The following is a 26,360-nucleotide window of genomic DNA, read 5'->3' as shown; positions in this document are numbered from 1 at the left end:
CACACCGCCTTCGGGCGGCCGATGCCCGGGCACAACGGCCCCATTCAGTCCGACGAGGAAACGGCGACATGAAAGTCCTGATCACCGGCGCGGCAGGTTTTATCGGTTCGCATCTGGCCCTGCGCCTGCTGGAGCGTGGCGACACCGTGATCGGTGTCGACAACCTGAACGACTACTACGACCCGAGCCTGAAACGAGCCCGGCTGGATCGCATCCGTGCCCTGCCAGCCGCCCGCCAGCGCTTTGTATTCGAGCAGAAGGACATCGCCGACCGCGCCGCGATGGACCGGGTGTTTCGCGAGCACCGCCCGGAGCGGGTGGTGAACCTGGCGGCCCAGGCCGGGGTGCGCTATTCGCTGGAGAATCCGGCGGCCTATGTCGACACCAACCTGGTCGGCTTCGGCAACATCCTGGAGGGCTGCCGGCACAACGGCGTGGAGCACCTGGTCTACGCCAGCTCCAGCTCCGTCTACGGCGCGAACACCACGATGCCGTTCTCGGTGCACGACAACGTCGACCACCCGCTGAGCCTCTATGCCGCGAGCAAGAAGGCCAACGAGCTGATGGCGCATACCTATGCGCACCTGTACCAGCTCCCGGTGACGGGGCTGCGCTTCTTTACCGTCTACGGCCCGTGGGGCCGTCCGGACATGGCGCTGTTCCTGTTCACCAAGAAGATCCTGGCGGGCGAGCCGATCGACGTCTTCAACTACGGCCATCATCGGCGCGACTTCACCTACATCGACGACATCGTCGAGGGTGTGATCCGCACGCTGGACCGCCCGGCCCAGCCCAGTCCCGAGTGGAGCGGCGAGGCACCGGATTCGGCCACCAGCGCCGCCCCCTATCGGCTCTACAACATCGGGGCGCATCGCCCGGTGGAGCTGATGCACTACATCGAGGTACTGGAGGACTGCCTGGGCTGCAAGGCCGAGAAGAACCTCCTGCCGCTGCAGCCAGGGGATGTACCGGACACCTACGCCGACGTCGAGGCCCTGCGCACCGACACCGGCTATGAACCCACCACCTCGGTCGAGGAGGGCATCGCCCGCTTCGTCGAGTGGTACCTGGGGTATTACCGGGCAGCCGCCTGATGGGTGTCTACCGCAAGACGCTGCAACTACTCACCCCGGCGGAAAAGCGCCGGGGTGCGCTGGTACTGGGCATGGTGATGGTCATGGCGGTACTGGAGACCGCCGGCGTCGCCTCGATCATGCCGTTTCTGTCCGTGCTGGGAAATCCGGATCTGGTCAACACCAATCCGGTCCTGAATTATCTCTACACGGGGCTGGGCTTTGCCTCGGTGGACCAGTTCATCTTTGCCCTAGGTGCGGCGGCCTTCGCGCTGATCCTGTTCTCGGCGGTGTTTCGCACGCTCACGCACTATGCGATGAACCGCTTCATCGAGATGCGCCGACACAGTCTTGGCAAGCGGCTGCTGGAGACCTACCTGCGCCAGCCGTATGCGTTCTTCCTCAATCGCCATAGCGGCGACATGGCGAAGAGCATCCTGTCGGAGGTCGACCAGCTGGTGCTGAACGTCTTCCGTCCCGGGATCACGATGATCGCCTACCTGGTCGTGACCATCGCCATCGTCGCGCTGCTGATCTTCGTGGATCCGTGGTTGGCGCTGGGGGTCGCGGTCGTCATCGGTGGTGTGTACGGCACGATCTTCGTGTTCGTGCGCGGCCTGCTCGGGCGCATCGGCCGCGACCGCTCGCGCGCCAACCAGGAACGTTTCACCGCCGCCGGCGAGGCCCTCGGTGGCATCAAGGACATCAAGCTGCTGGGTCGCGAACACGCCTACCTGTCGCGCTTCGATGCCCCCTCCAAGCGCCAGGCCCGGCACCAGGCGACCAACCAGACCATCTCCCAGGTGCCCAAATTCCTGATCGAGGCGATCGGCTTCGGCGGCATCATCGGGCTCACCCTGATCCTGCTGCACACCCAGGGCGGCACCGGTACGGATGCGCTGGGCGAGATCCTGCCGATCCTCGGGCTGTACGCCTTTGCCGGCTACCGCCTGCTGCCGGCCGCGCAGCACATCTACGCGGGCCTTGCGAAGCTTCGCTTCGGCGCCGCCGCCGTGGAGAGCGTGACCGAAGACCTGCGCGAACGCGAGGCCCTGGCGGAGTTGCATCGACAAGCCCCCCGGCCGCTGGTGCCGCACAAGCGCATCGAACTCAAGGGCATCGACTACACCTACCCGGGCGGCCACCGGCCCGCGCTTCAGTCCATCAACCTGGAGATCCCGGTCGGCAGTTCCGTCGGGATCATCGGCACCACCGGCTCCGGCAAGACCACGCTGGTCGATGTCCTGCTGGGCCTGCTGCGCCCGACCCAGGGCGCCATCCTGGTGGATGGCCAACCGGTAACGGAAGCCAATCTGCGCGCCTGGCAACAGTCCCTGGGCTACGTCCCCCAGGATATCTTCCTGACTGACTCCACCGTGGCCGAAAACATCGCGCTGGGGATACCCGCGGGGCAGATCGACCACGAGCGTGTCGAACGCTGTGCACGGATGGCACAGGTGCACGACTTCATCGTTCAGGACATGCCGGAACAGTACGCCACGATGGTGGGCGAACGCGGCGTGCGTCTGTCCGGGGGCCAGCGCCAGCGCATCGGGATCGCCCGCGCCCTCTACCACGACCCCGACGTCCTGGTGTTCGACGAGGCCACCAGCGCCCTGGACACCGCGACCGAGCGCGCCGTGATGGAGGCGATCGAGTCCCTGTCGCGCAGCAAGACCATCATCCTGATCGCGCACCGCCTGAGCACCGTGCGCGCCTGCGATCAGGTCGCCCACCTGGAGCGCGGGTCGTTCGCGTCGGTGGGCCACTTCGACGAACTGGTCGCCCAGCCCGAAGCGGATACACCCCAGGTCCAGCCCGTTCCCGAACCCCCGGCCTCCGGCACCCATGGGTGAGCCCGCCGTGCCGACCCAACGCGAGGAAACTGCCGTGACGCACGTTCAATCCCAGCCGCTGCAGATCAAGAACAGCGGGCGCATCGCCCGCACCATCGCGCGCGCAGTCCATCTGCGCCATCTGCAGAAGTCGCGCAAGATTGCCATCCAGTGGCGCGAGAAACTCATCCGCGCGCATGGCGAATCCGCGGTCACACGCCCGATTCTGCAGCGGATCAAGCGTTACGCGGCCGACACCTACGGCAGCGACACCTGGTGGCCATGGCTAGCCGCCTACACCGAGGTACGCCGCGAGTTCGTCGAGGGCTGGATCGGCGACGACTACTACACCGAACACCTCAACCCGCTCTGGAACCGGCAGGACATCCGCCGCCTGAGCGGCCTCAAGACCATGGATTCGCGCCTGTTCCCGGAGAGTGTGGTACCACCGGTCTTCGTGCGCGTGGGTGGCCAGTACCTGGATGCCCAGGGGACACCGGAACCACTGGAAGCCGCCCTCTCGCGACTCGACACGGGCCAGACCTACGTAATCAAGCCCGACGAGGGGCGCCAGGGCCTCGGCGTGACCTTTACCACCGCCGAACAGGTGGCCGAGGAACTCGGCAAGGTCCCGGGCAACTGCATCGTGCAGCCCCTGATCGAGCAACACCCGGACATCGCGCGAATCAACGCCAGCTCGGTCAACACCCTGAGGGTGCTGACCTTCCTTGATCCGGAGTCCGGGGAGTTGCGCATCCTGAACCATTTCCTCCGTCTGGGGCGCGAGGGACAGCGCACCGACAACGTCTCCACCGGGGGCTATTTCGTCGGTGTCGATGGCGACGGCTGGCTGGACGGACACCTGCGCGACCCGGTCTGCGTCAGCATCGGATCGGTCCACCCCGACAGCGGTGTGGACGTCAAGGATTGCCGGATCCCCAACTTCGGGGCGGTTCGCGAGCTGTGCCTGAACGCCCATCGCCGCATCCCCTATCTGCGCTTCATTGGCTGGGACGTCTGCATTCAGGCCAGCGGAAACCCCGTGATCCTCGAATGGAACGCCGAGCAGGTGGCCTGGTCGCGCAACGAGTCCTGCTTCGGTCCGCTGCTGCCCTCGGTCCCGCGCGGCTACCCGCGCTGATCCCGCCATCGCCATCAGGAGAACGACATGCATGCGATCAAACTACTGTGGACTGGCGGCTGGGATTCCAGCTACCGCCTGCTGGACCTGGCGCTGTATCGCAGCCGCAAGGTCGAGCCAATCTACGTACTGGACCCGCGCCGGAAATCCTACGTATACGAGTTGCGGGCCATGGCCAGCATCCGCGCGGGCATCGAGGCACGTGCAGAGGCCCGCGGGCGCGTGGCGCCGGTTCGGGTCTATCTGCGCAGCGACATCCTCGAGGACCCGAACATCACCGAGCTCTACCATCGTCTGGCCAGCGAGGTGCATGTGGGTACCCAGTACGACTGGCTCGCCCGCCTGTGCGAGCAGGAGGGCCTGCGGGACCTGGAGCTGTCGCTTACCGGTCACGAGGCCGGCACCGAGCTGCAGGAGCGGCTGTTCCGCAACCCGCAGTACGGGGATTTCCGCTTTCGCGAGGACGACTTTGCCTGGGAGCTGTTCCAGTACTACCGCTTCCCGTTGCTGTCGGTCACCAAGGAGGCGATGAAGTACGACGCCGAGGCCAAGGGCTTCCTGCCGCTGCTCGAACAGTCCTGGTTCTGCCACTCGCCGATCCTCGGCCAGCCCTGCGGTCACTGTCAGCCCTGCCGCTTCTCGCGCGAGTCGCGGCGCACGATCCAGTATTCGCGCCTGGGGCCGCTGCTGGAGCTCGCCCGACGCGCGCGCTCCAGCCTGCGCTCGATGCGCACCGCCGACGCCTGAGGCCCAGCCGCGATGTCCCTGGCCTTTGGTGCCCTCCTCCCCTGGCTCTCCGGCCCGCGCGAATATGCCGCGCTGCGCCGGGCCGAGTGGCTGTCCTTCCCCGCCCTGCAGCGCTTGCAGGTGGAACGGCTGGCGCATCTGCTGGTACAGGCACGCGCCGACGTGCCGTACTACCGCGAACTGTTGCCGGAGGCTGACGCCATCAACGCCGATCCGGTGGCGACGCTGCTGTCGCTCCCGGTCCTCGACAAGGACACCATCCGTCGCGAGGGCGAACGACTGTGCTCGGAGCGGCCCCGTCCCGGGCTGCGGCGCAACACCTCGGGGGGCTCCACCGGCGAGCCCGCCACCTTCTATCAGGACACGACATACCGCCGCTGGGGTCGCGCCACCAAGGCCCTGTTCGACGGCTGGACCGGCTATCGCCCGGGTCAGCCCAAGGCCGTTCTGTGGGCGGCTTCGCGCGACCTGACCGCGCCCCGCGGCACCCGCCGCCTCGCCGAGCGCCTGAAGAATCGTACCCTGCTGAACGCCTACCGGATGGATCCGGAGACGATGGACGCGCACCTCGAGCAGCTGCGTGCCGCGCCACCCACTCAGTTGCAGATCTACGCGGAGAGTGGCCACGAGCTGGCCCGGCATGCCCTGCGCCGGGGGGTCCGTATGCCGGGTATCGGCAGCGTGCTGAGCTCGGCCGGCACCCTCTTTCCCGACATGCGCGAGACCATCGAGGAGGCGTTCGATGCCCCGGTGTTCAACCGCTACGGCTCGCGCGAGGTAGGTGACATCGCCTGCGAATGCGAGCGTCACCGCGGGCTCCACGTGAACCCGTTGACCCAGTACCTCGAGATCCTCGACGACGCCGGCCGCCCGACACCACCCGGTACCGTTGGGCGGGTCGTGGTCACCTCGCTGACGAACCACAGCATGCCCCTGCTGCGCTATGCGATCGGCGACCTGGCCAGCTGGTCCGGCGAGACCTGCGATTGCGGGCGGGAATGGCCGCTGCTGGAGGGGGTATGGGGGCGCGTGACCGACCACATCCGCGGCGCCAACGGTGCCGTCGTATTCGGCGGGTGGCTGCGCCAGTTGCTGTACCCGGAAGACTGGATCGGACAGTACCAGTGGGTCCAGCACGCAGAAGAACATATCCGCCTGCGCCTGATCCCCATCGACCGTGCCCCGCAGGGAGAGCGCGAACGGCGTCTGCAGGCACGCCTGGAGCCCGTAATCCGCGAGCAACTCGGCGCGAACACACGCCTTGATGTCGAGCGTGTGGACGAGATTCCGCCGTCGCCCAGTGGCAAGCATCTGCATGTAATCAGCGAGCTGCAGGAGAACCGGCAGTGAAGATCCTGCACGTGATCAACGGGCTCGACCAGGGCGGCGCGGAACGCCAGCTGGGCAACCTGCTGCGCGCGGCACCGGACGCCGGCGCCGTGTTCGCACTCAAGGAGCCCGGGGTGATGGCCGGCGACATTCGCGCGCAGGGCATCCCGGTCTATACCGGAAGACTGCGCAACCCCCTCTCCACGGGATGGATCGCCGCGCTGCGCCGAGCACTGGCCGCCTATCAGCCCGATGGCGTGATGGGCTGGATGTACCACGGCAACCTGGCGGCCTTGCTGACCCGGCGCCTGGGTCATCAGGGCCCGGTGTTCTGGAACGTGCGCCACTCGGTGCACGACCTGGCGCACGAGAAACGCGGGACCCGCTGGGTGATCCGTTCCGGGGCCTGGCTGTCGCGGCATCCGGCCCGGATCGTCTACAACAGCGCGACCGCTGCGGCACAGCACGAGGCACTGGGGTTTTCGGCGGATCGCCGCGTGGTGCTGCCCAACGGCTTTGACCTGGAGCGTTTTCATCCCGCCCCGGATGCCCCCGTTGAACTGCGCGCGCAGCTGGGCATCGGTCCGGATACCTGGCTGCTGGGCATGGTGGGGCGTGCCCATCCGATGAAGAACCATGCAGCTCTGGTGGCCGCGATGGCGCGCCTGGTCGAAGCGGGGGCAGACATGCACTGCGTCATGGTGGGTACCGGGGTGTCCGCGGAGGACAATCCGCTGGCCCGGGCCATTCGCGAACACGGGATGGACCGGTATGTGACACTGCTGCCGCCTACCCCCGAACCCGAAGCCCTCTACCCGGGCCTGGATCTGCTGGTACTGCCCTCGCGCTGGGGCGAGGGGTTCCCCAATGTAGTCGGCGAGGCCATGGCCTGCGGCATCCCGGCCGTGGTCACGGATATCGGCGATGCCGCCAGCGTGGTGGGGTCAACCGGTTTCGTCGCCGCAAGTCCCGAGCCGCTGGACCTGGCCGACGCCATTACTCGGGCCATCGGCCATGGCCGTGCGCACCTGCGCGGGCTGGGGGGCGAAGCACGCGCGCGCATGGAATCGCATTACGCCCTCGAGGCCGTGTCCGGGCGCTACCAGGCCCTGTTCCAGGATGCCGTGGCGGATGCCGCGCCCGCATCGCCATGAGCTATACGTTGATCCCGTTCACCCTGATGGAGCTGCTGCTGACGGCCAGCTTCCTGATGGTAGTTCTGGTGGCGGTGCTGTGGACGGGAGTCATGCGCGAAGGCTACCTGTGGCCGCTGCTGGCGGCCCTGGTGGCCCGCATCGTGGCGGCGCTGGTACAGCGCTTCCACTTCCCGTTGCCCCAGGGTGGTGCGGATGCCATCAGCTTCGAGAACCGGGCCTGGTTCTGGGCCCAGAGCGGCTGCGGCAATCTCGGCGATCACTTCAGCATGGGCAGCTCGTACCTGCACAGCTGGCTGATCGCGAATCTCTACGCCTGCACCGATCGCGCCCCCCTGGCCTTCCAGTCCGTGAACATTGCCCTGGGCATACTGACGGTCTATCTGATCGCGCGCATCGCCGAACAGCTCTGGGACCGCCAGGCCGCCGTGCGCGCGGCCTGGATTGCCGCCCTGTTCCCGATCCTGATCGTGAATGCCGCCGTGCCGCTGCGCGAGGTCTGGTTCACTGCCTTCTTCCTGCTGGGCGTGCTCTGGCTGGTGCGCTGGGTTCAGAGTCAGCACACGGGATTCCTGGTAGCTGCCGTCGGGGTACTGCTGGCCGCGGCGATCGTGCACGGCGCGGCGGTATTTGCGATCGCGGGCATCGCGGTCGTACTGGTCGGCTGGTCGATCAAGGAATTCCTGCGCGCCTCGGATCTGGGGCACATGCGACCCGGTCTGCTGTTCGGGGGCCTCCTGCTCGGCACGGCCGGGGTACTGGGATTCCTGGTGATGGACGAGATGCGGTTCTCGTCCATCGGGCAGCTGGGCGACGTCATGGAGCAAACGGAAACACTGGATCAACGGGCCGAGCGCAGTGCCCGTGGCGGCGCGGCCTATCCCTCGTTCCTGATCCCGTCCAACGATCTCCAGGCCCTGGTCCTGACACCGATCCGTACCGGATATCTGCTGTTCGGTCCCCCGTTGTGGGAGGTACGCTCCCCCGTCCATCTGATCGGCATGCTGGAGGGGCTGTTCTATCTGGCGCTGGTCTTGCTGCTGGCGGTGTATCGCCGCCACTGGTGGAAGCGCCAGGACTTTCGCCTGCTGGTGGTCGTGTTCATCGTACTGGCGATCATCTTCGCCTGGGGTACCAGCAACTTCGGGACCGCCGCCCGCCACCGCGCCAAGTTCCTCGGGATCCTGATTGCCCTGGCGGCGGGCCTGGCCGGGCGCCGCCTGTGGCGCTGGGAACGGCTGCGACGCCTCGCCAATGGTCGCTCGGCACCCACGGCCGGCACCACCGACCCACCGGAGACCTCCGGTGCCGGCCTGCCGCAAACGCGGCACGCCTCGCCCTGACTGGCCGCGCGCAACTCGCGCGCACCCGCCCCTTCAGGAGCCCTCACCCACATGCTACACAGGAGATTGCAAGATGGCGGAATTTGCGGCACCGGACGCCCCGCGTCTGGCCATTATTGGTCTGGGTTATGTTGGCCTGCCCCTGGCAGCCGAGTTCGGTCGTGTCCTGCCCACGCTGGGCTTCGATATCGATACGGGCCGGGTCGAAGAACTGCGCGGGGGGCATGACCGTACACGCGAAGTCTCCCGCGAGGAGCTCGCCGCCGCCGAACATCTGGAACTGACCGCGGACCTGGAAAAACTACAGGACTGCAACGTGTTCATCGTGACGGTACCCACACCGATCGATGCCCACCGGCGCCCGGACCTGGGCCCGCTACTGGCCGCCAGCCAGACGGTGGGACGCGTCCTGAAGCCAGGGGACGTGGTGATCTACGAGTCCACCGTCTACCCCGGCGCGACCGAGGAAGACTGCGCCCCGGTGCTGGCCCGCGAATCCGGCCTGGAACTGAACCGCGATTTCTTCCTCGGCTACAGCCCGGAGCGCGTCAACCCCGGCGACAAGGAGCATCGCATCCCCGATATCGTCAAGGTCACCTCGGGTTCGACCCCCGAGGTCGCGACCTTCGTCAACGCGCTGTACGCCCGCATCATCCGTGCCGGCACCCATCCCGCGCCCAGCATCCGCGTGGCCGAGGCCGCCAAGGTCATCGAGAACACCCAGCGCGACGTGAACATCGCGCTGATCAACGAACTCGCAATGCTGTTCGAACGTCTCGACCTCGATACCGAGGCCGTGCTGGCCGCAGCCGGGACCAAGTGGAACTTCCTGCCGTTTCGACCCGGTCTGGTGGGCGGGCACTGCATTGGCGTCGACCCGTACTACCTGACCCACAAGGCACAGGCCGCGGACTACCACCCGGAGATGATTCTTGCCGGGCGCCGCACCAACGACGGCATGGGCGGATACATCGCGGATCGCACGATCAAGACCATGATCCGCAAGGGATTCCCGGTGGTGGGTTCGCGCATCCTGGTGATGGGGCTCGCATTCAAGGAAAACTGCCCGGACCTGCGCAACACACGCGTGGTGGACATCATCCATGACCTGCATGGCTACAACGCAGAGGTCGACATCTGGGACCCCTGGGTGGATGCCGCCGAGGCCCGTCACGAATACGGGCTGGACCTGCTGGCCGAAACACCGGAATCGGCGCGCTACGACGCGATCATCCTAGCCGTCCCGCACCTCGAGTTCGTCGAACTCGGCGCCCAGGGCCTGCAAAAGTACGGACGCGAGCGCGCAGTGATCTTCGACGTAAAATCGGTGCTCCCGCCAGAGGCGAGTGACTTGCGTCTATAAACGGGCTATCCCTCCTCGACCGACCCGCCTTTTCGGGGTGTCTCGCACACTTTGAGCACCCCGAAACATAGCCATAACCCCTTGTCCTGTTTACCTTTTGTACCCATACACAAGGGCTTTCCAGAGGCCTCTCCACCGCGACTGGAGCCAGCCGGTGCCTCTCGGAGACAGGAGCAATGGACATGGAGAAGACCGAGCATCGCAGGGCCGCAACAACCCTGCGCGGGGACGCCCCGGGCACGACACGAACCGCCAGGGAAACCGAGGCTCAGGAGCATGGCGGCGTCGATCTGCTGATCGTGGCTGCCAACGCCCGCTCACTGATCGCCAACCGTGGGGACCTGATCCGCGAGATACGCCGCCGCGGTCAATCGGTGGCCGCCGCCGTCCCGCGCAAGGACTACCTGCCCGAAGTGGAGGAACTGGGTATCCCGATCTACCCCTTCGACCTGGGCCGTACCGGTGTCAACCCGATCGAAGACCTGCGCACCACCCTCGCCCTGACGCAGCTGATGCGCCGCCTGCGGCCGGAGGCCGTATTCAGCTACACCGTCAAACCGGTGGTGTACGGCTCCCTGGCGGCGCGCTGGGCCGGAGTCCCGCGGGTCTACGCGATGATCACAGGGCTCGGACATGCCTTTACCACGGAATCGTGGCGCACGCGTGTCCTGCGCACCATCAGCTCCAGCCTGTATCGCACGGCCCTGGCCCGCTGTGACCGCGTGTTCTTCCAGAACCCGGACGACCTGCAGGACTTCCTCGATCGCGGAGTGCTGCCGGATGCCGAGCGGGTCGTGCGCATCAACGGCTCCGGCGTCGACGTGGACCGCTTCGCCGAGCATCCTCTGCCCGAAGGCGACCCCCTTTTTCTGTTTGTTGGTCGCCTGCTCACCGAGAAGGGAATCCTCGAGTTCGTGGAGGCCGCACGCCAGGTCCACGCGCAACACCCCAACGCCCGCTTCGTGGTGGTCGGCCCCCATAACCCGGACCTGCCCCATACGATCTCCGCAGAACAGGTCGAGGCCTGGAAGCGCGAAGGCATCGTCGAATTCGTTGGCGGCGTCGCGGATGTTCGCCCCTGGCTCCAGAAGGCCTCCGTATTCGTCCTGCCCTCCTACCGGGAAGGCACGCCACGCTCTGTACTGGAGGCGATGAGCGTGGGCCGGCCGATCATCACCACCGATGCCCCTGGCTGCCGCGAGACCGTCGTCGACGGCGAGAACGGCTTTCTCGTCCCGCCGCGCACCTCCGCGCCCCTGGCAGAGGCCATGCAGCGCCTTGTCGACCATCCGGATCTGCTGTCCCGCATGGCCAGGTCCTCGCGCGAGCGGGTGGAGGCGAAGTACGAAGTGAGCCAGGTGAACCTCGTCATTCTCCGATCGATGGAGCTCGCATGAACGCCACCCTCAAACGCCTGTTCGACATCCTGTCCAGCACGGCGGCGCTGCTTGTGCTGGCCCCGTTGCTGCTGCTGATCGCCATTTCGATCCGCCTCGACAGCCGCGGCCCGATCCTCTTCCGTCAGCGACGAATTGGTCTGGACGGTCAGCCATTTCGGGTCTTGAAGTTCCGCACCATGGTGGATCGCGACCCGGATTCGATCGACCAGCACCAGGAGCAGGTCGTCAGTGCCGGTGTCGACCCGCGCATCACCCGGGCAGGCCGCTGGCTGAGGGCTACCAGCCTCGACGAATTGCCGCAGCTCTGGAACATCCTGCGGGGCGACATGAGCGTGGTCGGCCCTCGCCCGATCCTGCCGGAACAGGTGGAGGTCGTGCCCCCCTCCTACGCCTCCCGGTTTTCCGTGCGTCCCGGCCTGACCGGCCTGGCTCAGGTCCGCGGGCGCCGCACCCTGGGATGGATCCAGCAGCTCGAGGCCGACACCGAATATGCCGCGCAGCACAACCTGCTGCACGACCTGGGGCTCATCCTGAAGACCGTTTACGTCGTCCTCACCGGCCAGGGGGTCTACGGCGAAGCCGGGATCAATTGGCGTACCTATCGCGACTCGTTGCGGAACCGACAGCAAGGGGACACGAAATGACTTCGGCCCTGAAACACATGTTCATCACGGCCTCCGCCGACGTCGCCTGTCAGGCCGAGGCAGCGGGAATCGCCCGCATCTTTGTCGATATGGAGACGCGAGGGAAAGCCGAACGCCAGGGCCATCTGGACACCCACAAGGCCCGGCACACGCTTGACGACGTCCGACGCATTGCCAGCGCGCTGACGACCGCGGAGCTGATGGTGCGTATCAACCCGCCGGCGCCGCAAACCCCCTCCGAAGCCCGCCAGGCGATCGAGGCCGGAGCCGACCGTCTGATGCTGCCCATGTTTACCCACCTCGACGAAGTGCAGCACTTCCTCGACGCAGTGGACGAACTCGTTCCGGTGACCCTGCTGGTCGAGACGCCCCAGGCCCTGACCCGGCTGCCGTCCTACCTCCCTCTGCTCGGACCCCGGGACCAGATCCACATTGGTTTGAACGATCTCAGCCTGGCATCCGGACTCGATTTCCTGTTCGAGCCCCTGGCCGGCGGCATGCTGGAGACGCCGGCCGCCCTGTGTCGCGAGGCAGGCGTTGCATTCGGGTTCGGGGGCATCGGCGCGGTGGGCAAGGGCGAGATCCCCGCGGAGTCCATCCTGGGCGAACATGTGCGCCTTGGCTCCGAATGGGTGATTCTCTCGCGCGCCTTCCGCGAGGTGGTCACTCAGGAAGATCCGGCCACCGGGACGGCGCGCCTGCGCCGCGAGCTGGAGCGGCTGCGGGCCACGGAACAGCAGTTTCGCACAGCCCCCCCGGAAGCGCTGCTGGAGAACCGCGATCAGGTCCGCAGCCGCATCTTCCGGCTGGCGGCCCGCATGCACAACCGGAGCCGTGCATGCGCGTAAGCCACACCCTGTTCCTGCAAAAACCGGAAGTCCTGGAGAAGCAGCAGGACACGATCGAGGCCCGCCTGCAGCAGGCGTTGCCCGGCACCACACTGACCTTCGCCGGTCAGCCCGAGGCCATCCCCGAGGGACTCGCGGTCGATGCGGTGATCGCCCCCACCCTGCCCTGGCTGCCCGAGGCTCTCGGCCGGCTTTCGCGTTATGGCTGGGTCCATTTTCTGTCCGCCGGGGTGGAGAAAATCTGGGAAATGCCCTTCCCCAAGGATGGCCTGCTGATGACCAAGAGCAGTGGCGTCCATGGCGCCCCGATGAGCGAGTATGCAATCGGCGCCATGCTCTATTTCGCCAAGCACTTCGACCGCTTCAACGCGCAAGGCCGTGAAAAGCGCTGGGAGCGCTGCTGGCTCGGGGAACTGACCGGTCGCACCGCCATGGTGCTCGGAATGGGTCATATCGGGACCCAGGTGGCGCGCCGGGCGCGCGCCTTCGACATGCGCGTGATCGGGGTCCAGCGCAACCCGCGCGCCCATGACTGCGCCGACGAGGTCATCGCCCTGGATGCCGTGGAGGACCGCCTGCCGGAGGTGGACGACCTGATCGTCTGCCTGCCGCTCACCCAGGACACCCGGCATCGGGTCAGCGAAGACCAGTTCCAGTTGCTCAAACCGGGTGCCGTGCTGGTCGACATCTCGCGCGGTGGCGTTGTGGATCAGCAGGCGCTGGTCCGGGCACTGGATGCCGGGCGACTGCGCGGTGCGGCGGTGGACGTCTTCGAGCAGCAGCCTCTGCCCGCGGAATCGCCGCTGTGGAACCGGGACAACGTCCTCGTCACGCCCCATGTCTCGGGCACCTCGCCACACTACATGGAACGTGCGCTGGAGATCTTCATCCGCAATGCCCGCGCAATGGCGCGGGGCGAGGCCCCGGTCACACCGGTCGACCCCGTCGCCGGATACTAGCCAGACACTGGAGTCCCACCCCTGCTTCCCCCACAATGCGCGGCATCCGGCCCTGGGGAGACATCGATCCAGATGCCTCCCCAGGCCGCTACCCGGGACCCATGGGGGGACGCCTTTCGTGATCGAGACCATCGGATTGCTGGCCGCCTTCGCGCTGGTGGTGGTGATCACGGGCTGGATTCGCCGCTACGCCCTGGCGCAGCAGCTGGTCGACATCCCGGGCGCACGCAGCTCGCACCAGACCCCCACACCGCGCGGTGCCGGCCTGGCGATCGTGCTGGTATTCCTGCTCGGCACCCTGCTGTCCGCCTGGATCGGCTGGGTCGACCTCCCCACTGCGGTCGCCCTGACCGGAGCAGCCGGTACCGTCGCCTGGGTTGGCTGGCTGGATGACCACGGTCACCTGGCCGCGCGCTGGCGACTGCTGGTGCACTTTCTCGCCGCCGGATGGGGTCTGGCCTGGCTCGGCGGACTGCCGCCGGTGGCGATTGTCGGCGTCCAGATCGACGCCGGCTGGATCGGCCATCTGCTTGCGCTTTTCTACATCGTCTGGCTACTCAACCTGTACAACTTCATGGACGGGATCGACGGTCTGGCCGGCATTCAGGCGGTCACAACCTGCCTGGCCATGGCCGGCCTGCTCTTTGGGTGGGGGGACACGCACGCCTGGTGGCTGCCAGCGCTGCTGGCGGCGGCAAGTGCGGGATTCCTCGTCTGGAATTTTCCACGGGCACGGATCTTCATGGGTGATGTCGGAAGCGGCACGCTCGGGTTGTTGCTGGGGCTGCTTTCGCTGCACGCGGCGGGGATCGACACCAACTTCCTGGCCGCCTGGCTGATCCTGCTGGGGGTGTTCATTGTCGATGCCACCACGACACTGGCGGTACGCCTTTTCCGGGGCATGAGGGTCTACGAGGCCCATCGCAGCCATGCCTACCAGCACGCTGCCCATCGGTTCGGGTCGCATGTCCCGGTGGCACTGGGTGTCGCCGCGATCAACCTGCTCTGGCTACTCCCGATCGCAACCCTGGTGGTCACCAACCAGTTGCCAGGGGCTGCCGGCATCCTGATCGGCTACCTGCCCCTGCTCCTGCTGGCGATTGCCCTGCGTGCCGGACACGACTGATCCGGGTTTCGCGGAGGAAACCCGGATCACCACAGGCACCCCTCCAGAGGACTTCGCGTTTCCTAGTAGCGTGGAACCGAATCGGTCACCCGTGCATAGGCGACCGCCGCCGGGCGTACCGTAGGGGCAGGAACCGGACGTGGACGAGTGGTCGGTATCGGGGCGCTGTGCTCGGTCTCTTCCTTCCGACCCGGCTCGTAACCATCGACAACCTTGCGCAACACCTCGAACGCCGTTTGGACATTGCGTTCGCGGTCGGACTTTTCCAGTGTACGCAGCGCCTGAGCGAGAACCTCCGGCTCAACGCAGGTTTCGCGCGCACGCATGATCTTGCTGTGCGGGGTCTCTTCCACGTTATCCCCGATCAACAGCTCCTCGTAGAGCTTCTCGCCGGGGCGCAGCCCGGTACAGGTAATGGCAATTCCTTCTCCGTCAGGGGAGTCGTCCTCGCGGACCTGATGGCCGTGCAGACGGATCATGCGCCGCGCCAGGTCGATGATGCGCACGGGCTCGCCCATGTCGAGCACATAGACCTCGCCCCCCTGTGCCATCGCCCCGGCCTGGATCACCAGCTCGGCCGCCTCCGGGATCGACATGAAATAGCGGGTAATCTCCGGGTGGGTCACCGTAACTGGCCCGCCTTCGCGGATCTGGCGGTGGAACAGGGGTACGACGGATCCGGAAGAACCCAGGACGTTGCCGAACCGCACCATGCTGAACACGGTTGAGTTCTGGTGGCGAGCACGGTCCTGCAGGACCATCTCGGCCAGGCGCTTGCTTGCGCCCATCACATTCGTGGGTCGCACGGCCTTGTCCGTGCTCACCAGGATAAAGCGCTCGACGCCGGCCGCGATCGCCGCGTCGGCCACCACGGCGGTACCCAGGGTATTGTTGCGCAGGCCCTCCAGCAGATTGCCCTCGACCAGCGGCACATGCTTGTAGGCGGCCGCGTGATAAAGCGTCTGCACCCCATACTGTTGCAGGACCTCTTCCACACGCGCCTGGTTGGCGACCGATCCCAGCACGGCGTGGACCTCGACGCCCGCCTGCATGGACGACCGGCGCTGCATGATCTCCTGCTCGATCCGGTAGAGCGCGAACTCGTTACGTTCGAACAGCACCAGGGCGGCCGGTTCGAGACTGAGGATGCGGCGGCACAGCTCCGAACCGATGGACCCGCCGGCACCGGTGACCATCACTACGCGTCCACGGATGCTCCGCGCGAGCAGGGCCTCGTTGGGCGGCACCGGGTCACGGCCAAGCAGGTCGGCGACATCCAGATCCTCCAGTTGATCCAGCGGGGCCTGGCCCGAGACGACCGCCTCCAGCGAGGGCACCGACTGCACATGCAGCGGATAGGGCTCCAGCCATTCGAGGATGCGCCGGCGATCGGCCCGACTCGCCGACGGCACCGCCAGCAATACCCGGCGCACGCCGCACTGCTCCACCAGCGTACCCAGGGCCTCCCGGCCACAAACCGGGATGTCGTCAATCGAGCGGCCCTGGACCGCCGGGTCCTCGTCGATGAAGGCCATCACCCGGAAGCGGCCGCTGGACTGCAGGCCGGATGCCAGCTGGACGCCCGCCTCGCCGGCACCGAAGACGACCACGCGTTCGCTACCAGAACGCGCGTCGGATACGGCCTGGTACCAGCTGCGCACCAGAAAACGGCCCGCCGCGACCAGGGCAAATGCCAGCAGCGCGAAGTTCACCGCGACCGCCCCGAAGAAACCGGGCGTCTGCGTCAGCTCGGCGGAGGCCCAGATCATCAACGAGAGTGCACAGACCCCGACAATCACCGAGCGGATCGCCCGCGCCCCCATGAAGCGTACGACGGTTCGGTAAAGGCCGAGGCGAACGAACACCAGCACGCCAACCGCCGGGACCAGGGCAAACAGCCACCAGGCCTCGACCATCATGGGTGGCACCGGCTGCCCGCTACGGATCACAAAGGCCAGCCACAATGCCAGCGGCAGCATCACGAGATCCGTCAGCACCATCAATCCCTGCTTCTTGCCGCGCGGCAATCGCAGCAGGTTCTCCAGACTACGATCCAGTACCGCCATCGTTTAGGGCCTCCCATGTATCAGCAACCGGGCGCGGTGCACTCGCTGAACCTGCTGGCTCGCCTGGCACCACGAACGTTGGGGGAAGGCTAGCACCTCGATCGGAGGCTAATTGGGGGGAAAATCACGCTGTCAGACGAACGACTGAGGGCACCATCACGCTGTCGGCAGATCGCTGCAAGGTCAGAGAAAAAGGTTGACCGAGTCCCGTCACACCCACCCGAGATATGGGCACAGCCCAGCGCAGCCAGACTGCACAGGCGTGACCGCCAACAGCAGGCAAAGGCCGGATCACACGCGACAGGTGATGCAAGGAGATGGTGGGCCGTGTAGGAATCGAACCTACAACCAATGGATTAAGAGTCCACTGCTCTACCAATTGAGCTAACGGCCCCCGGGAAAAGGGGATGGGGTGACCGATGGGACTCGAACCCACGACAACCGGAGTCACAATCCGGGACTCTACCAACTGAGCTACGGTCACCACCGTGTCACTGTCCAGGCAACTGCCACAGGGCGGCTCTGGCGCGCCCGGCAGGACTCGAACCTGCAACCGTCGGCTTAGAAGGCCGATGCTCTATCCGGTTGAGCTACGAGCGCGTTACCGCCGAACGTCGAGGTGCCACGCCTGATCTCGAGCCTGCCTGCAAACCATTGGCCGGGAGGGGTGGTCGGGGTAGAGGGATTCGAACCCCCGACATCCTGCTCCCAAAGCAGGCGCGCTACCAGACTGCGCTATACCCCGTCGAGCCGTCCCCGCAAAAGGGCCTACACAGCGAGCGCAGGATGGTAGCGCTGCCACCGCCGGCGGTCAAGGTACAAGGGGTTCTAGACGTTATTCTTTTGTGCATGTTTCGTGCTACGTTGCAGGTACGCAAGCGGGGATTGCGGGCGGGGGACACGGACAGGGACATGCTCAACTGGGTCGCCAACGGGGCCATCGTGCTGGGCGCAGCAGGCCTGGTCTATGCCCAGTGGAACCTCGCCCGTCTGTTGCGCGAGCTCCCGGAAAGCCGCGTGCGCACCGGGTGGCTGTTGATGTTCCTGCTAATCCCGGTCTTCATCCTGGGCTATCTCGGCTTCATCCCGCTGAACTGGGGCCTGTACCACTCGGTCCCCGACCTGCTGGTACCGATCATCTTCCTGCTGGGGGGCTGTTTCGTCTGCACCGTCGTGCGCCTGACCTACAGCTCGGTGGAGAGCATCCGCCGCATCACCCGACTGGAACACGAGTCCATCACCGACCCCCTGACCGGTCTGTTCAACCGCCGCCACATGGACCGCCGCCTGGACGAGGAAGTCGCCCGCTCGCGGCGCTATGGCCAGCCGCTGTCGGTGGTCATGCTGGACATCGACGCGTTCAAGGGGATCAACGACCGCCTGGGGCACCTGGCGGGTGACTACATCCTCCAGTCGATCGCCCTGCGCCTGCAGCAGAACCTGCGCCGCGTAGACCTGGCCGCGCGCTTTGGTGGCGAGGAATTCGTGATCATCACTCCGCACACCGATCTGGACTCTGCGCTGCAGCTGGCCGAAAAGCTGCGCGGCGAGATCGCTCAGACCCCGATTGGGCTCAAGGGCCACGAGCATGTACCGCCCTGCGCCCCGGATGAACTCTACGTGACGGTCTCGGTCGGGGTCGCCAGTCTCGACCTCGAACCCGACTCACGTGACGATGCGGATTTCCTGATCCAGCGGGCGGACGACGCCCTCTATCGCGCCAAGGCCGGCGGCCGCAATCGCTGCGAGGCGGGCAACGATCGTTCGAGTCTCACGGCGGTCGGCTGAGGCCGCTCCGAGGCGGTACGCAACCGGCCCGGCTTGAGGCGCTCCCGCGCGCATGGGATGATCGCGGCCAGTTTCCGAGACAGAGCCTCCCATGACCGCCCAGCTCATCGACGGCCGCGCGATTGCCCAGACCCATCGCGCCCGCATCGCCACCGAGATCGAATCCATGACCGCCCGCGACCTGCGTCCGCCGGGTCTGGCCGTGGTGCTGGTCGGGTCCGATCCGGCCTCCCAGGTCTATGTGCGCAACAAGCGCAAGGCCTGCGAGCAGGTGGGCGTGGTCTCGCACTCCTATGATCTGCCCTCGGGCACCCCGCAGACCGATCTGCTGGCCCTGATCGACCAGCTCAATGCCGACCGCACCATCGACGGCATCCTGGTGCAGCTCCCCCTGCCCAGCCATATCGATCCGGAGACGGTGATCGAGCGCATCTCGCCCGCCAAGGACGTCGACGGGTTCCACCCCTACAACGTCGGCCGGCTCGTCGCCCGGATCCCGCGCCTGCGTCCCTGCACCCCCTGGGGCGTGATCCAGCTGCTGCGCCACCTGGACGAACCGTTCAAGGGCCGCACCGCCTGCGTGATCGGCGCCTCCAATATCGTGGGCCGCCCGATGGCGCTGGAACTCCTGCTGGCCGGCGCGACCCCGACCATCTGCCACCGCTTCACGCCGGATACCGCGGGTATCGCGCGCCAGTCCGACATCCTGATCGCGGCGGCCGGCAAGCCGGGCCTGGTCAAGGGCGACTGGGTCAAGCCCGGGGCCACGGTGATCGACATTGGCATCAACCGCCGCGAGGACGGCACCCTTTGCGGTGATGTGGAGTTCGATGCAGCCGCGGAAAAGGCCGACTGGATTACGCCGGTGCCCGGCGGGGTCGGGCCGATGACCGTGGCGATGCTACTGGACAACACCCTGCGCGCCCGCGCCTTCGGCACCCACGAGGCAAGCTAGCCGGGGGAGGTTACTGCACATAGCGCGAGACCCGGGGGACCGCGTCCAGCAGGTGCCGGGTGTAGTCGGCGCGCGGATTGGCCAGCACCTCGGCGGTGTTGCCGATCTCCTCCATGCGGCCGTCGTGCATCACCAGCATGCGGTCGGAGAAATACTCGACCACGCCCATGTCGTGGGTGATGAAGATCAGCGCCAGGCGGCGGTCGACCCGCAGCCGTCCGAGGATCTGCAGGACCTCCGCCTGCACCGAGACATCCAGCGCACTGGTCACCTCGTCGCAGATGATCACATCCGGATCCAGCACCAGCGCGCGGGCGATGCCGATACGTTGACGCTGGCCGCCCGAGAATTCGTGGGGATAGCGCCACAGCGTGTCCGGCGGCAGCGCGACCTGATCCAGGGTCGCCCGGGCGCGTTCGATGCGGTCTTCCTGATCCTCGCCGATCCCGTGGACGGCCATGGGTTCGGTCAGCAGGGTCATCACATTCAGGCGCGGGTTCAGCGACGAGGCCGGGTCCTGGAACACCACCTGCAAATGACGCCGCAGGCGCCGCAAGGGCTTGCGCGGCATCCCGGTCAGTGGCTGGTCGCGATAGCGGATCTCGCCGCCGGTGGGTTCGATCAGGCGCAGGATCGCACGGCCCAGCGTGGTCTTGCCGCAACCGGACTCCCCCACGACCGCCAGCACCTCGCCGTTTTCGAGCTGAAACGACACACCGTCCACTGCACGCACAACATCCACCTGCCGGCGCATCAGGCCCTTGAGCACGGGGAAGTGCACCTGCAGGTCCCGCACGTCCAGCAGCGTCTCGCGACCGGCCCCGGGCACAGCGGGCAATGCGGGCAGATTCTCCGGCAACGCTCCGATCAGCTTGCGCGTATACGCATCCTGCGGGTCGCGCAGCAGCGGGTGGCACTCGCCCTGTTCCACCAGCCGGCCCTTGTGCATCACCGCGACACGGTCGGCCACCGAGGCGACCACCCCGAAGTCGTGGGTGATCAAGAGCACGGCCATGCCGTTCTTCTCGCGCAGATGATCGATCAGCCTCAGGATCTCGGCCTGGATCGTCACGTCCAGGGCGGTGGTCGGCTCGTCGGCGATCAGTAGATCCGGCTCCGCCACCAGCGCCATCGCGATCATCACGCGCTGGCGCTGCCCCCCCGAAAGCTTGTGCGGGTACTCGTCGCGGCGCTGCTCCGGGTTCGGAAGCTGGACCTCGCGCAGCACTTCAAGCACCCGGGCCTCGCGCTCGGCCGGGGTCATCTGCGGACGGTGCAGGCGCAGGACCTCGTCGATCTGGTCGCCCACGGTCAGCACCGGGTTCAGCGAGGTCATCGGTTCCTGGAAGATCATGCCCACCCGATCGCCGCGCACCTGCTGCATCACGCGGTCCGGCAAGCCCAGCAGTTCCTGGCGAGTGCCGTGCCCGGCCAGCCAGACCTCGCCCGTGGAAGGCTCGAAGCCCCCGTCCAGCAGCCGCATGATCGCCAGCGCGGTGATCGACTTGCCGGACCCCGACTCGCCCACCAGCGCGAACAGCTCGCCTGCGCGGATCGAGAAGCTGATGTCCTCGACCAGCGGCGCCTCGCTGTCGCGATGGCGAATGCGGAGGTTGCGCACCTCGAGCATGGCCTAGCGCACCCCCCCGCTGGTGGCACCCGAGGCGGCCGGCCGGGCCGGCGCGGCATGGCTGGCCGCCTTGGCGGCCGAGCGCGAGTGCGGGTCCACCGCATCGCGCAGGGCCTCGCCAATCAGGTTGTAGGCAAACACGGTCAGGAAGATCGCGCCCCCCGGGAAGGCCGCCATCCACCAATTGAAGGTCGAGCTCTGCACCGCCTGGTTCAGCATCTGCCCCCAGGAGGGCTCGTCCACCAGCCCCAGGCCCAGGAACGACAGCGTGGCCTCGGCGAGGATCGCGGAGGCCACGCCAAAGCTGGCCGCCACCAGGATCGGCGCGATCCCGTTCGGCAGCATGTGGCGGAACAGGATCGAGGGCAGCGACAGCCCGGAGGCGATCGCCCCCTGCACGAAGTCCTGCTGGCGCAGGCGCAGGAACTCCGCGCGCACATAGCGCGCATAGCCGGACCACGACGTCAGGCCGATGATCAGCATCATCAGGTACAGCGATCGCCCGAAGAAGGCGACAAAGGTCAGCAGCAGGAACAGCGTCGGGATGGCCTCGAAGATCTCCACCAGGCGCATGCCGATGATGTCCACGATTCCCGAGAAATAGCCCATCAACCCGCCCAGGATCACCCCGATCCCCAGTGCGATCCCGGTGGCGATGAAGCCGATGGACAGGGCGATGCGCGAGGCATGGATCATGCGCGAAAGGGCATCCGCGCCATTGTCGTCGGTACCGAACCAGTGCACGCGGTCGGGGGCCTCGCGCGGGGCCTCGAGCCCGGTATCCGCATAGTCGCGCAGGTAGTCGCGCGGCGAATACGGGATCGGCGCGCGGATCACGGTCTGGTACTCGCCCTGCACCTCGGCCTCGCGGTACTGCTCGTAGATCACCAGTGAGGGGGGCGAGACCGTCTGCCAGGCCACCGCGCCCAGGATCGCACTCAGCACCCCCCAGAGCACAAAGCGCCGCCAGGGCCGGCCGGGCAGCAGCCAGAACACGCCGGCCAGCACCAGCATCCCGAACAGCGTGACATCCGCCGCGGTCAGGTAGCGCAGAAACGGCATGGACCAGCCGTCCGCCGTCTGCACCAGCAGCGGATGCGAGCTGGCCAGCACGGGCGCCAGGATCGCCACCAGCGTCAGCAGCGCGATCCAGCCAATCCCCAGCCGCGCCCCCCAGCGCAGCAGCACTTCGCCGACCACGCGGCGTGCCCAGGAACGGCTGCGACGGCCCTCGCCCTGCTGCACCGACTCAGTCATAACTCACCCGCGGGTCGACAATGGCATAGGCCAGATCCGCCAGCAGATAGCCAACCAGGGTCAGCACGCCGGAGATCAGGGTGATCGACAGCACCAGCTCGCGATCGCGGGTCTGCACCGCCTCCACCGCGAGCTTGCCCATCCCGTCGATGGAGAAGATCGCCTCCACGATCACCGAACCGGCCAGCAGTGACGGCAACAACGTCGCCGAGACCGTGATCAGCGGCAGCAGGCTGTTGCGGAACACATGACGCCACAGCACCTCGTGGTCGGGCACACCCTTGGCACGCGCGGTGCGCGCATAGTCCGAGTTCAGGTTCTCCAGCACGGACGAACGTGAGAGCTTGGCCAGGAAGGCGAGCCCACCGTAGGACAGGCACAGCACCGGCAGCACCAGGTGCCAGGCGCGGTCGAGCAGGAAGCCCGGGACCATGCTGCCAGGCGCGAGGCCCAGCGCCAGTGCGAGCCCCGCCCCCAGCCCCACCGTGCCCAGGTAGAAACCGCGCAGCACGCCCCAGTCGCTGTGCGCCATCAGCCAGCCCAGCACCAGGCCGATCCCCATGGCAACCGTCGTGCTGATCCAGCCCGCCGGGGCCAGGTCACTGAACATCAGCCAGCCGCAGAAGGCCCCGATCGCCGCACCCAGTCCACCCCGGATCAGCGCGGGCAGATAGCGCGCCAGGTAAAGGCCCAGCGCCGCCCCCAGAAACGGCAGCACCAGCAGCAGCGGTATGGCCCAGGCCACCTCCACCGTAGGCAGGAAGGTCATATCCAGCGCCGCGCGCTGGCTCAGTCCTCCAGTCGGGAACCATTGCCAGAACTGGTCGGAGGCAAAAAAGCCAATCAGCAGGACCCCGGCCAGCATCGTCGGGACCGACCACAGGGCCAGCAATACGACGCCAGACTGGGAATCGAAGGCCTGTCCCTGCTGGGTGGCCGCCCGCACCCCGACGGCCACCGCCACGATGTAGATCAGTGGTATGGACAGCACATTCAACAGCAGAGTAATCGGCAGGCGTTCAGCAATCAGATCCGCCACCGGGCGGCCGAAACGGAAACTGGTCCCGAGATTGGGGGCCTTCAGCTTTGGCCAGCCGGTGAGCGAGCCATCCTCGTCCTGGGCAAAGCCCACCGGCGAGATATTGTTCAGCCAGCGCCCGTACTGCACCGGCGGCGGCTGGTCCAGGCCATAGAGGCGGTTGTAGTACTCCTCCATCGCCTTTTGCGCCTGCGGCTCCAGGCCCTGCCCCTCGATCAGGGTCAGCGCGCTGATGCCGCCGGGCGCGGCCGCCATCACGGCAAAGACCACGACCGTGATGCCGAACAGCGTCGGCACCATCAGCATCAGGCGGCGCAGGATGTAGGTCAGCATGGCGTGCGCGGGATCTCTACGTTGGCCTCCCGGCTACTGCCCGTACCGCTGCTGGTCGAACGGGACGTAGATCTCCACCGGCACAAACCCGAGGTTCAGCCCCAGTGCCGTCTGCTCCAGGTTCTGGATACGCCGGTCGATGAAGGCGAGGGTCTGGCGCCGCATCAGGAAGGTATACGGCTGATCCTCGACCAGGATCCGCTCGGCCTCGCGCCAGTGTTCCATGCGCTTGTCCTCGTCCACCTCGCCGCGCGCGGCCTCGATCATGGCATCCAGCTCGGGGTTTTCGTAGTTGATGAAGTTGTCACCGCCGGAAACCGTCTGGCTGGAGTGGAACATCTGGTAGATGTCCACCTCCACGCCACTGGTCCAGCCCAGGGTGATGGCATCGAAGTCCTGGCGGCTGATCTTCTCCAGCATCACCGACCACTCGGTTGGCTGCGGCCGCATATGGACTCCGGCACGCGCGTACAGATCGCGCAGGAACAGCGCGATGCGGCGGGTATCCTCGTTGTCCTGGAAGTACACCAGGTCGAACGAGAAGGGCTCGCCCTCCTCGTTGACCAGCACCCCGTCCCGGTTCTTCTCGGAGTAGCCAGCCTCGGCCAGCAGCTCCAGCGCCCGCTCGACATCGAAGGGGATGTGTTCGAGCTCGGGGTTGTGCTGGTCGCTGCGCGGGCTGAACGGACTGATCGCGCGCTCGGCATAGCCCAGCATGACCTGCTCGATCAGGCGATCGACATCCGTCAGATAGCTCATTGCCTTGCGCACGCGGGGATCGGCGAAACGGGTCGGCTCGCCATTGCGCTTCTGGTTCCACCCGATGTAGGAATAGCCGGCGGTGGGGCTCATGTACTCGTGGGTATCCGCCCGCTCGCGCAGGGCCTCGTCATCGCGCAGCCGGGCATATTCGCGCGGCCGGGCCCCGTAGACATCGATATCGCGGTTGCGAAAGGTTGTCAGGCGGGCCGAGTCATTCTGGATCACGCGCCAGACGAGCCGGTCGAACGAGGGCTCCACCGGCCCCCAGTAGCGCGGATTGCGCTCCAGCTCGATCCGCCCGGCATCCGGCGTCCAGCCGGTCGGGTCCTCGAGCCGGTAGGGGCCGGAACCCAGCAGGATCCCGCGTGACTCGTTGAAGGTCTCGGGCTCGTCGAGGTAGCGCTCGTAGAAATGCTTCGGGAGGACATCCAGGCCACCCGCGACTCGCAGGGCATCGAAGTACGGCTCCTCGAAAGTGAAAACGACGGTGCGCTCGTCCACTGCCTCCACCTTCTCGACCTTCTCCAGGAAGGCCCGCGCGCGCGGCACCGCGATCTCGTCCGTCATCAGGAAGTTGAAGGTGAACTCCACGTCCTCTGCGGTCAGCGGTTCGCCATCGGAGAACTGCAGGCCGGAGCGCAACTGGAAGGTCAGCTCCTGGCCGGAATCATCGAAGTCCCAGGAGGCCGCCAGCAGGCCCTGCCACTCCAGCGTCTCCGGGTCGCGCTGCACCAGCGATTCCAGCACGTAGTTCTGGACCTCGGAGGCGTAGGCGTCGGCGGAGACATACGGCGTGATCGTCGACAGCCCCGTACCAAAGGCCTGTACCAGCCAGTCACCCTCCGCGTAGTCCTCACGTCCCGCGGCCTCGGCCGCTCGCCCGAACGCCGAGGGCACTTCCGTGACCCGCGGTGCGCGCTCGCCCTCGCCGGTCGCAAAACGCCCCTCGGCCAGATCCGATTCCAGACTCTGCAGACTGCGGCGGAGCGCGCGCAGGTCGCGCGCCTGCTCGCTCATCATGCTCTGCATGGTCGCCATGCGCTGCCACTGGCGGTCCACCTGCACCATGACCAGCAACAGCAGGATGCCCAGCACGATCAGGGTGACGATCCAACCAAAATGACGACTCACAAGGCCTCCACTCTCACATGGCACCGCCGTCCGCATTCGCCTCGCGGATGGCCGGCGCGGACCGCACTCAGTGCACTATAGCAATCCCGCCAGTCGGTCTCACCGGGTCCAGGGGAACACTGACCAATGTACACACTCGCGTTGGCACCCCAGGTTTTCCGAGACCACGGGTAGTGGTTCTACCCGCAAGCGGCGCAACGCAGGATCGGGGAACCTGGGGTGCCAACCCCTAGGGGCTCGGACGCTTTTGCGTGGGAACTGCGTTGCGGCTCCCTTGTGCAGAATGACTGCACGGCAGTCACCGCGCCTTGTTCGCACGCAAAAGCGACGAAGCAGCGAGCGTGTACATTGGTCAGTGTTCCCCTTGCTGGCCCGACCCGCGGCACATCGGTATGATCCCGAGACAGTCGCGTCGGCACCGGGTTCCCGCCTGGTCC

20 protein-coding genes and 4 tRNA genes are annotated in these 26,360 nt (G+C 66.7%); 15 read left to right on the top strand and 9 right to left on the bottom strand.

The window, feature by feature from the left end; genetic code table 11:
- Positions 1-68: 68 nt before the first annotated feature.
- The 13 genes from C995_RS0110500 (at position 69) to C995_RS0110440 (ending at position 14,962) form a co-directional block, all read left to right on the top strand.
- Entirely contained in the window at positions 69-1,094 is a 1,026-nt protein-coding gene (locus tag C995_RS0110500) for an NAD-dependent epimerase (protein WP_018864896.1), read from the top strand.
- On the top strand, positions 1,094-2,929 hold the full coding sequence (locus tag C995_RS0110495; RefSeq protein WP_018864895.1) for an ABC transporter ATP-binding protein: 1,836 nt from the start codon (positions 1,094-1,096) through the stop codon (positions 2,927-2,929). The genes C995_RS0110500 and C995_RS0110495 overlap by 1 nt, the downstream gene beginning before the upstream one ends.
- Positions 2,930-2,963: 34 nt before the next feature.
- Complete coding sequence (locus C995_RS0110490; RefSeq protein WP_018864894.1) at positions 2,964-4,049, top strand: sugar-transfer associated ATP-grasp domain-containing protein; 1,086 nt, start codon at positions 2,964-2,966, stop codon at positions 4,047-4,049.
- Positions 4,050-4,076: 27 nt separating this feature from the next.
- Positions 4,077-4,796: a hypothetical protein gene (locus C995_RS0110485; protein ID WP_018864893.1), complete on the top strand. Its 720-nt coding sequence runs from the start codon at positions 4,077-4,079 to the stop codon at positions 4,794-4,796.
- Positions 4,797-4,808: 12 nt separating this feature from the next.
- Positions 4,809-6,146, top strand: a complete 1,338-nt coding sequence (locus C995_RS0110480) for a phenylacetate--CoA ligase family protein (RefSeq protein ID WP_018864892.1) — start codon at positions 4,809-4,811, stop codon at positions 6,144-6,146.
- On the top strand, positions 6,143-7,279 hold the full coding sequence (locus C995_RS0110475) for a glycosyltransferase (protein ID WP_018864891.1): 1,137 nt from the start codon (positions 6,143-6,145) through the stop codon (positions 7,277-7,279). Before C995_RS0110480 ends, C995_RS0110475 begins: the two co-directional genes overlap by 4 nt.
- Positions 7,276-8,622 (top strand): glycosyltransferase family 39 protein, encoded by a 1,347-nt coding sequence (locus C995_RS0110470; RefSeq protein ID WP_018864890.1) that lies wholly within the window; start codon positions 7,276-7,278, stop codon positions 8,620-8,622. Before C995_RS0110475 ends, C995_RS0110470 begins: the two co-directional genes overlap by 4 nt.
- Positions 8,623-8,695: 73 nt before the next feature.
- A complete protein-coding gene (gene tviB / locus C995_RS0110465; RefSeq protein ID WP_018864889.1) occupies positions 8,696-9,985 on the top strand; it encodes a Vi polysaccharide biosynthesis UDP-N-acetylglucosamine C-6 dehydrogenase TviB in 1,290 nt (429 codons plus the stop codon).
- A 182-nt stretch (positions 9,986-10,167) separates the two neighbouring features.
- A complete protein-coding gene (locus C995_RS0110460; protein ID WP_026279067.1) occupies positions 10,168-11,382 on the top strand; it encodes a glycosyltransferase family 4 protein in 1,215 nt (404 codons plus the stop codon).
- Complete coding sequence (locus C995_RS0110455) at positions 11,379-12,029, top strand: sugar transferase (protein WP_018864887.1); 651 nt, start codon at positions 11,379-11,381, stop codon at positions 12,027-12,029. Before C995_RS0110460 ends, C995_RS0110455 begins: the two co-directional genes overlap by 4 nt.
- Positions 12,026-12,877: an aldolase/citrate lyase family protein gene (locus tag C995_RS0110450; protein WP_018864886.1), complete on the top strand. Its 852-nt coding sequence runs from the start codon at positions 12,026-12,028 to the stop codon at positions 12,875-12,877. Before C995_RS0110455 ends, C995_RS0110450 begins: the two co-directional genes overlap by 4 nt.
- A complete protein-coding gene (locus tag C995_RS0110445) occupies positions 12,868-13,836 on the top strand; it encodes a D-2-hydroxyacid dehydrogenase (RefSeq protein ID WP_018864885.1) in 969 nt (322 codons plus the stop codon). The genes C995_RS0110450 and C995_RS0110445 overlap by 10 nt, the downstream gene beginning before the upstream one ends.
- A 118-nt stretch (positions 13,837-13,954) precedes the next feature.
- A complete protein-coding gene (locus C995_RS0110440; protein ID WP_018864884.1) occupies positions 13,955-14,962 on the top strand; it encodes a glycosyltransferase family 4 protein in 1,008 nt (335 codons plus the stop codon).
- A 62-nt stretch (positions 14,963-15,024) separates the two neighbouring features.
- Here C995_RS0110440 and C995_RS0110435 read toward each other — a convergent pair whose 3' ends face one another.
- From C995_RS0110435 to C995_RS0110415, 5 genes are all read right to left on the bottom strand, one after another.
- Positions 15,025-17,028 carry a nucleoside-diphosphate sugar epimerase/dehydratase gene (locus tag C995_RS0110435; protein WP_018864883.1) on the bottom strand — a complete coding sequence of 668 codons (2,004 nt, stop codon included), beginning with the start codon at positions 17,026-17,028 and terminating at the stop codon, positions 15,025-15,027.
- Positions 17,029-17,346: 318 nt separating this feature from the next.
- A tRNA-Lys gene (locus C995_RS0110430) sits at positions 17,347-17,422 on the bottom strand.
- 14 nt (positions 17,423-17,436) lie between these two features.
- Positions 17,437-17,512 (bottom strand) — tRNA-His (locus C995_RS0110425).
- A gap of 39 nt (positions 17,513-17,551) precedes the next feature.
- Positions 17,552-17,628 (bottom strand) — tRNA-Arg (locus tag C995_RS0110420).
- A 68-nt stretch (positions 17,629-17,696) separates the two neighbouring features.
- Positions 17,697-17,773, bottom strand: a tRNA-Pro gene (locus C995_RS0110415).
- 167 nt (positions 17,774-17,940) lie between these two features.
- Between C995_RS0110415 and C995_RS0110410 the strand changes: the two genes are divergently transcribed.
- Complete coding sequence (locus C995_RS0110410) at positions 17,941-18,816, top strand: diguanylate cyclase (RefSeq protein ID WP_018864882.1); 876 nt, start codon at positions 17,941-17,943, stop codon at positions 18,814-18,816.
- 91 nt (positions 18,817-18,907) lie between these two features.
- Positions 18,908-19,771 carry a bifunctional methylenetetrahydrofolate dehydrogenase/methenyltetrahydrofolate cyclohydrolase FolD gene (gene folD / locus C995_RS0110400; RefSeq protein ID WP_018860488.1) on the top strand — a complete coding sequence of 288 codons (864 nt, stop codon included), beginning with the start codon at positions 18,908-18,910 and terminating at the stop codon, positions 19,769-19,771.
- Positions 19,772-19,781: 10 nt separating this feature from the next.
- On the opposite strand, the gene C995_RS0110395 is transcribed toward folD, so the two are convergent.
- From C995_RS0110395 to C995_RS0110380, 4 genes are read right to left on the bottom strand one after another with little or no spacing between them, the layout of a single operon-like run.
- Positions 19,782-21,401 carry an ABC transporter ATP-binding protein gene (locus tag C995_RS0110395; protein ID WP_018864881.1) on the bottom strand — a complete coding sequence of 540 codons (1,620 nt, stop codon included), beginning with the start codon at positions 21,399-21,401 and terminating at the stop codon, positions 19,782-19,784.
- A 3-nt stretch (positions 21,402-21,404) separates the two neighbouring features.
- A complete protein-coding gene (locus C995_RS0110390; RefSeq protein ID WP_018864880.1) occupies positions 21,405-22,658 on the bottom strand; it encodes an ABC transporter permease in 1,254 nt (417 codons plus the stop codon).
- Positions 22,651-24,030, bottom strand: a complete 1,380-nt coding sequence (locus tag C995_RS0110385) for an ABC transporter permease (RefSeq protein WP_018864879.1) — start codon at positions 24,028-24,030, stop codon at positions 22,651-22,653. Before C995_RS0110385 ends, C995_RS0110390 begins: the two co-directional genes overlap by 8 nt.
- Before the next feature lie 33 nt (positions 24,031-24,063).
- Positions 24,064-25,923 carry a peptide-binding protein gene (locus C995_RS0110380; RefSeq protein ID WP_018864878.1) on the bottom strand — a complete coding sequence of 620 codons (1,860 nt, stop codon included), beginning with the start codon at positions 25,921-25,923 and terminating at the stop codon, positions 24,064-24,066.
- Positions 25,924-26,360: the final 437 nt, after the last annotated feature.

This window comes from Thioalkalivibrio sp. ARh3, from assembly GCF_000377265.1.
Taxonomy (GTDB): domain Bacteria; phylum Pseudomonadota; class Gammaproteobacteria; order Ectothiorhodospirales; family Ectothiorhodospiraceae; genus Thioalkalivibrio; species Thioalkalivibrio thiocyanoxidans.
This window is presented reverse-complemented; position numbering and strand designations above follow the sequence as displayed.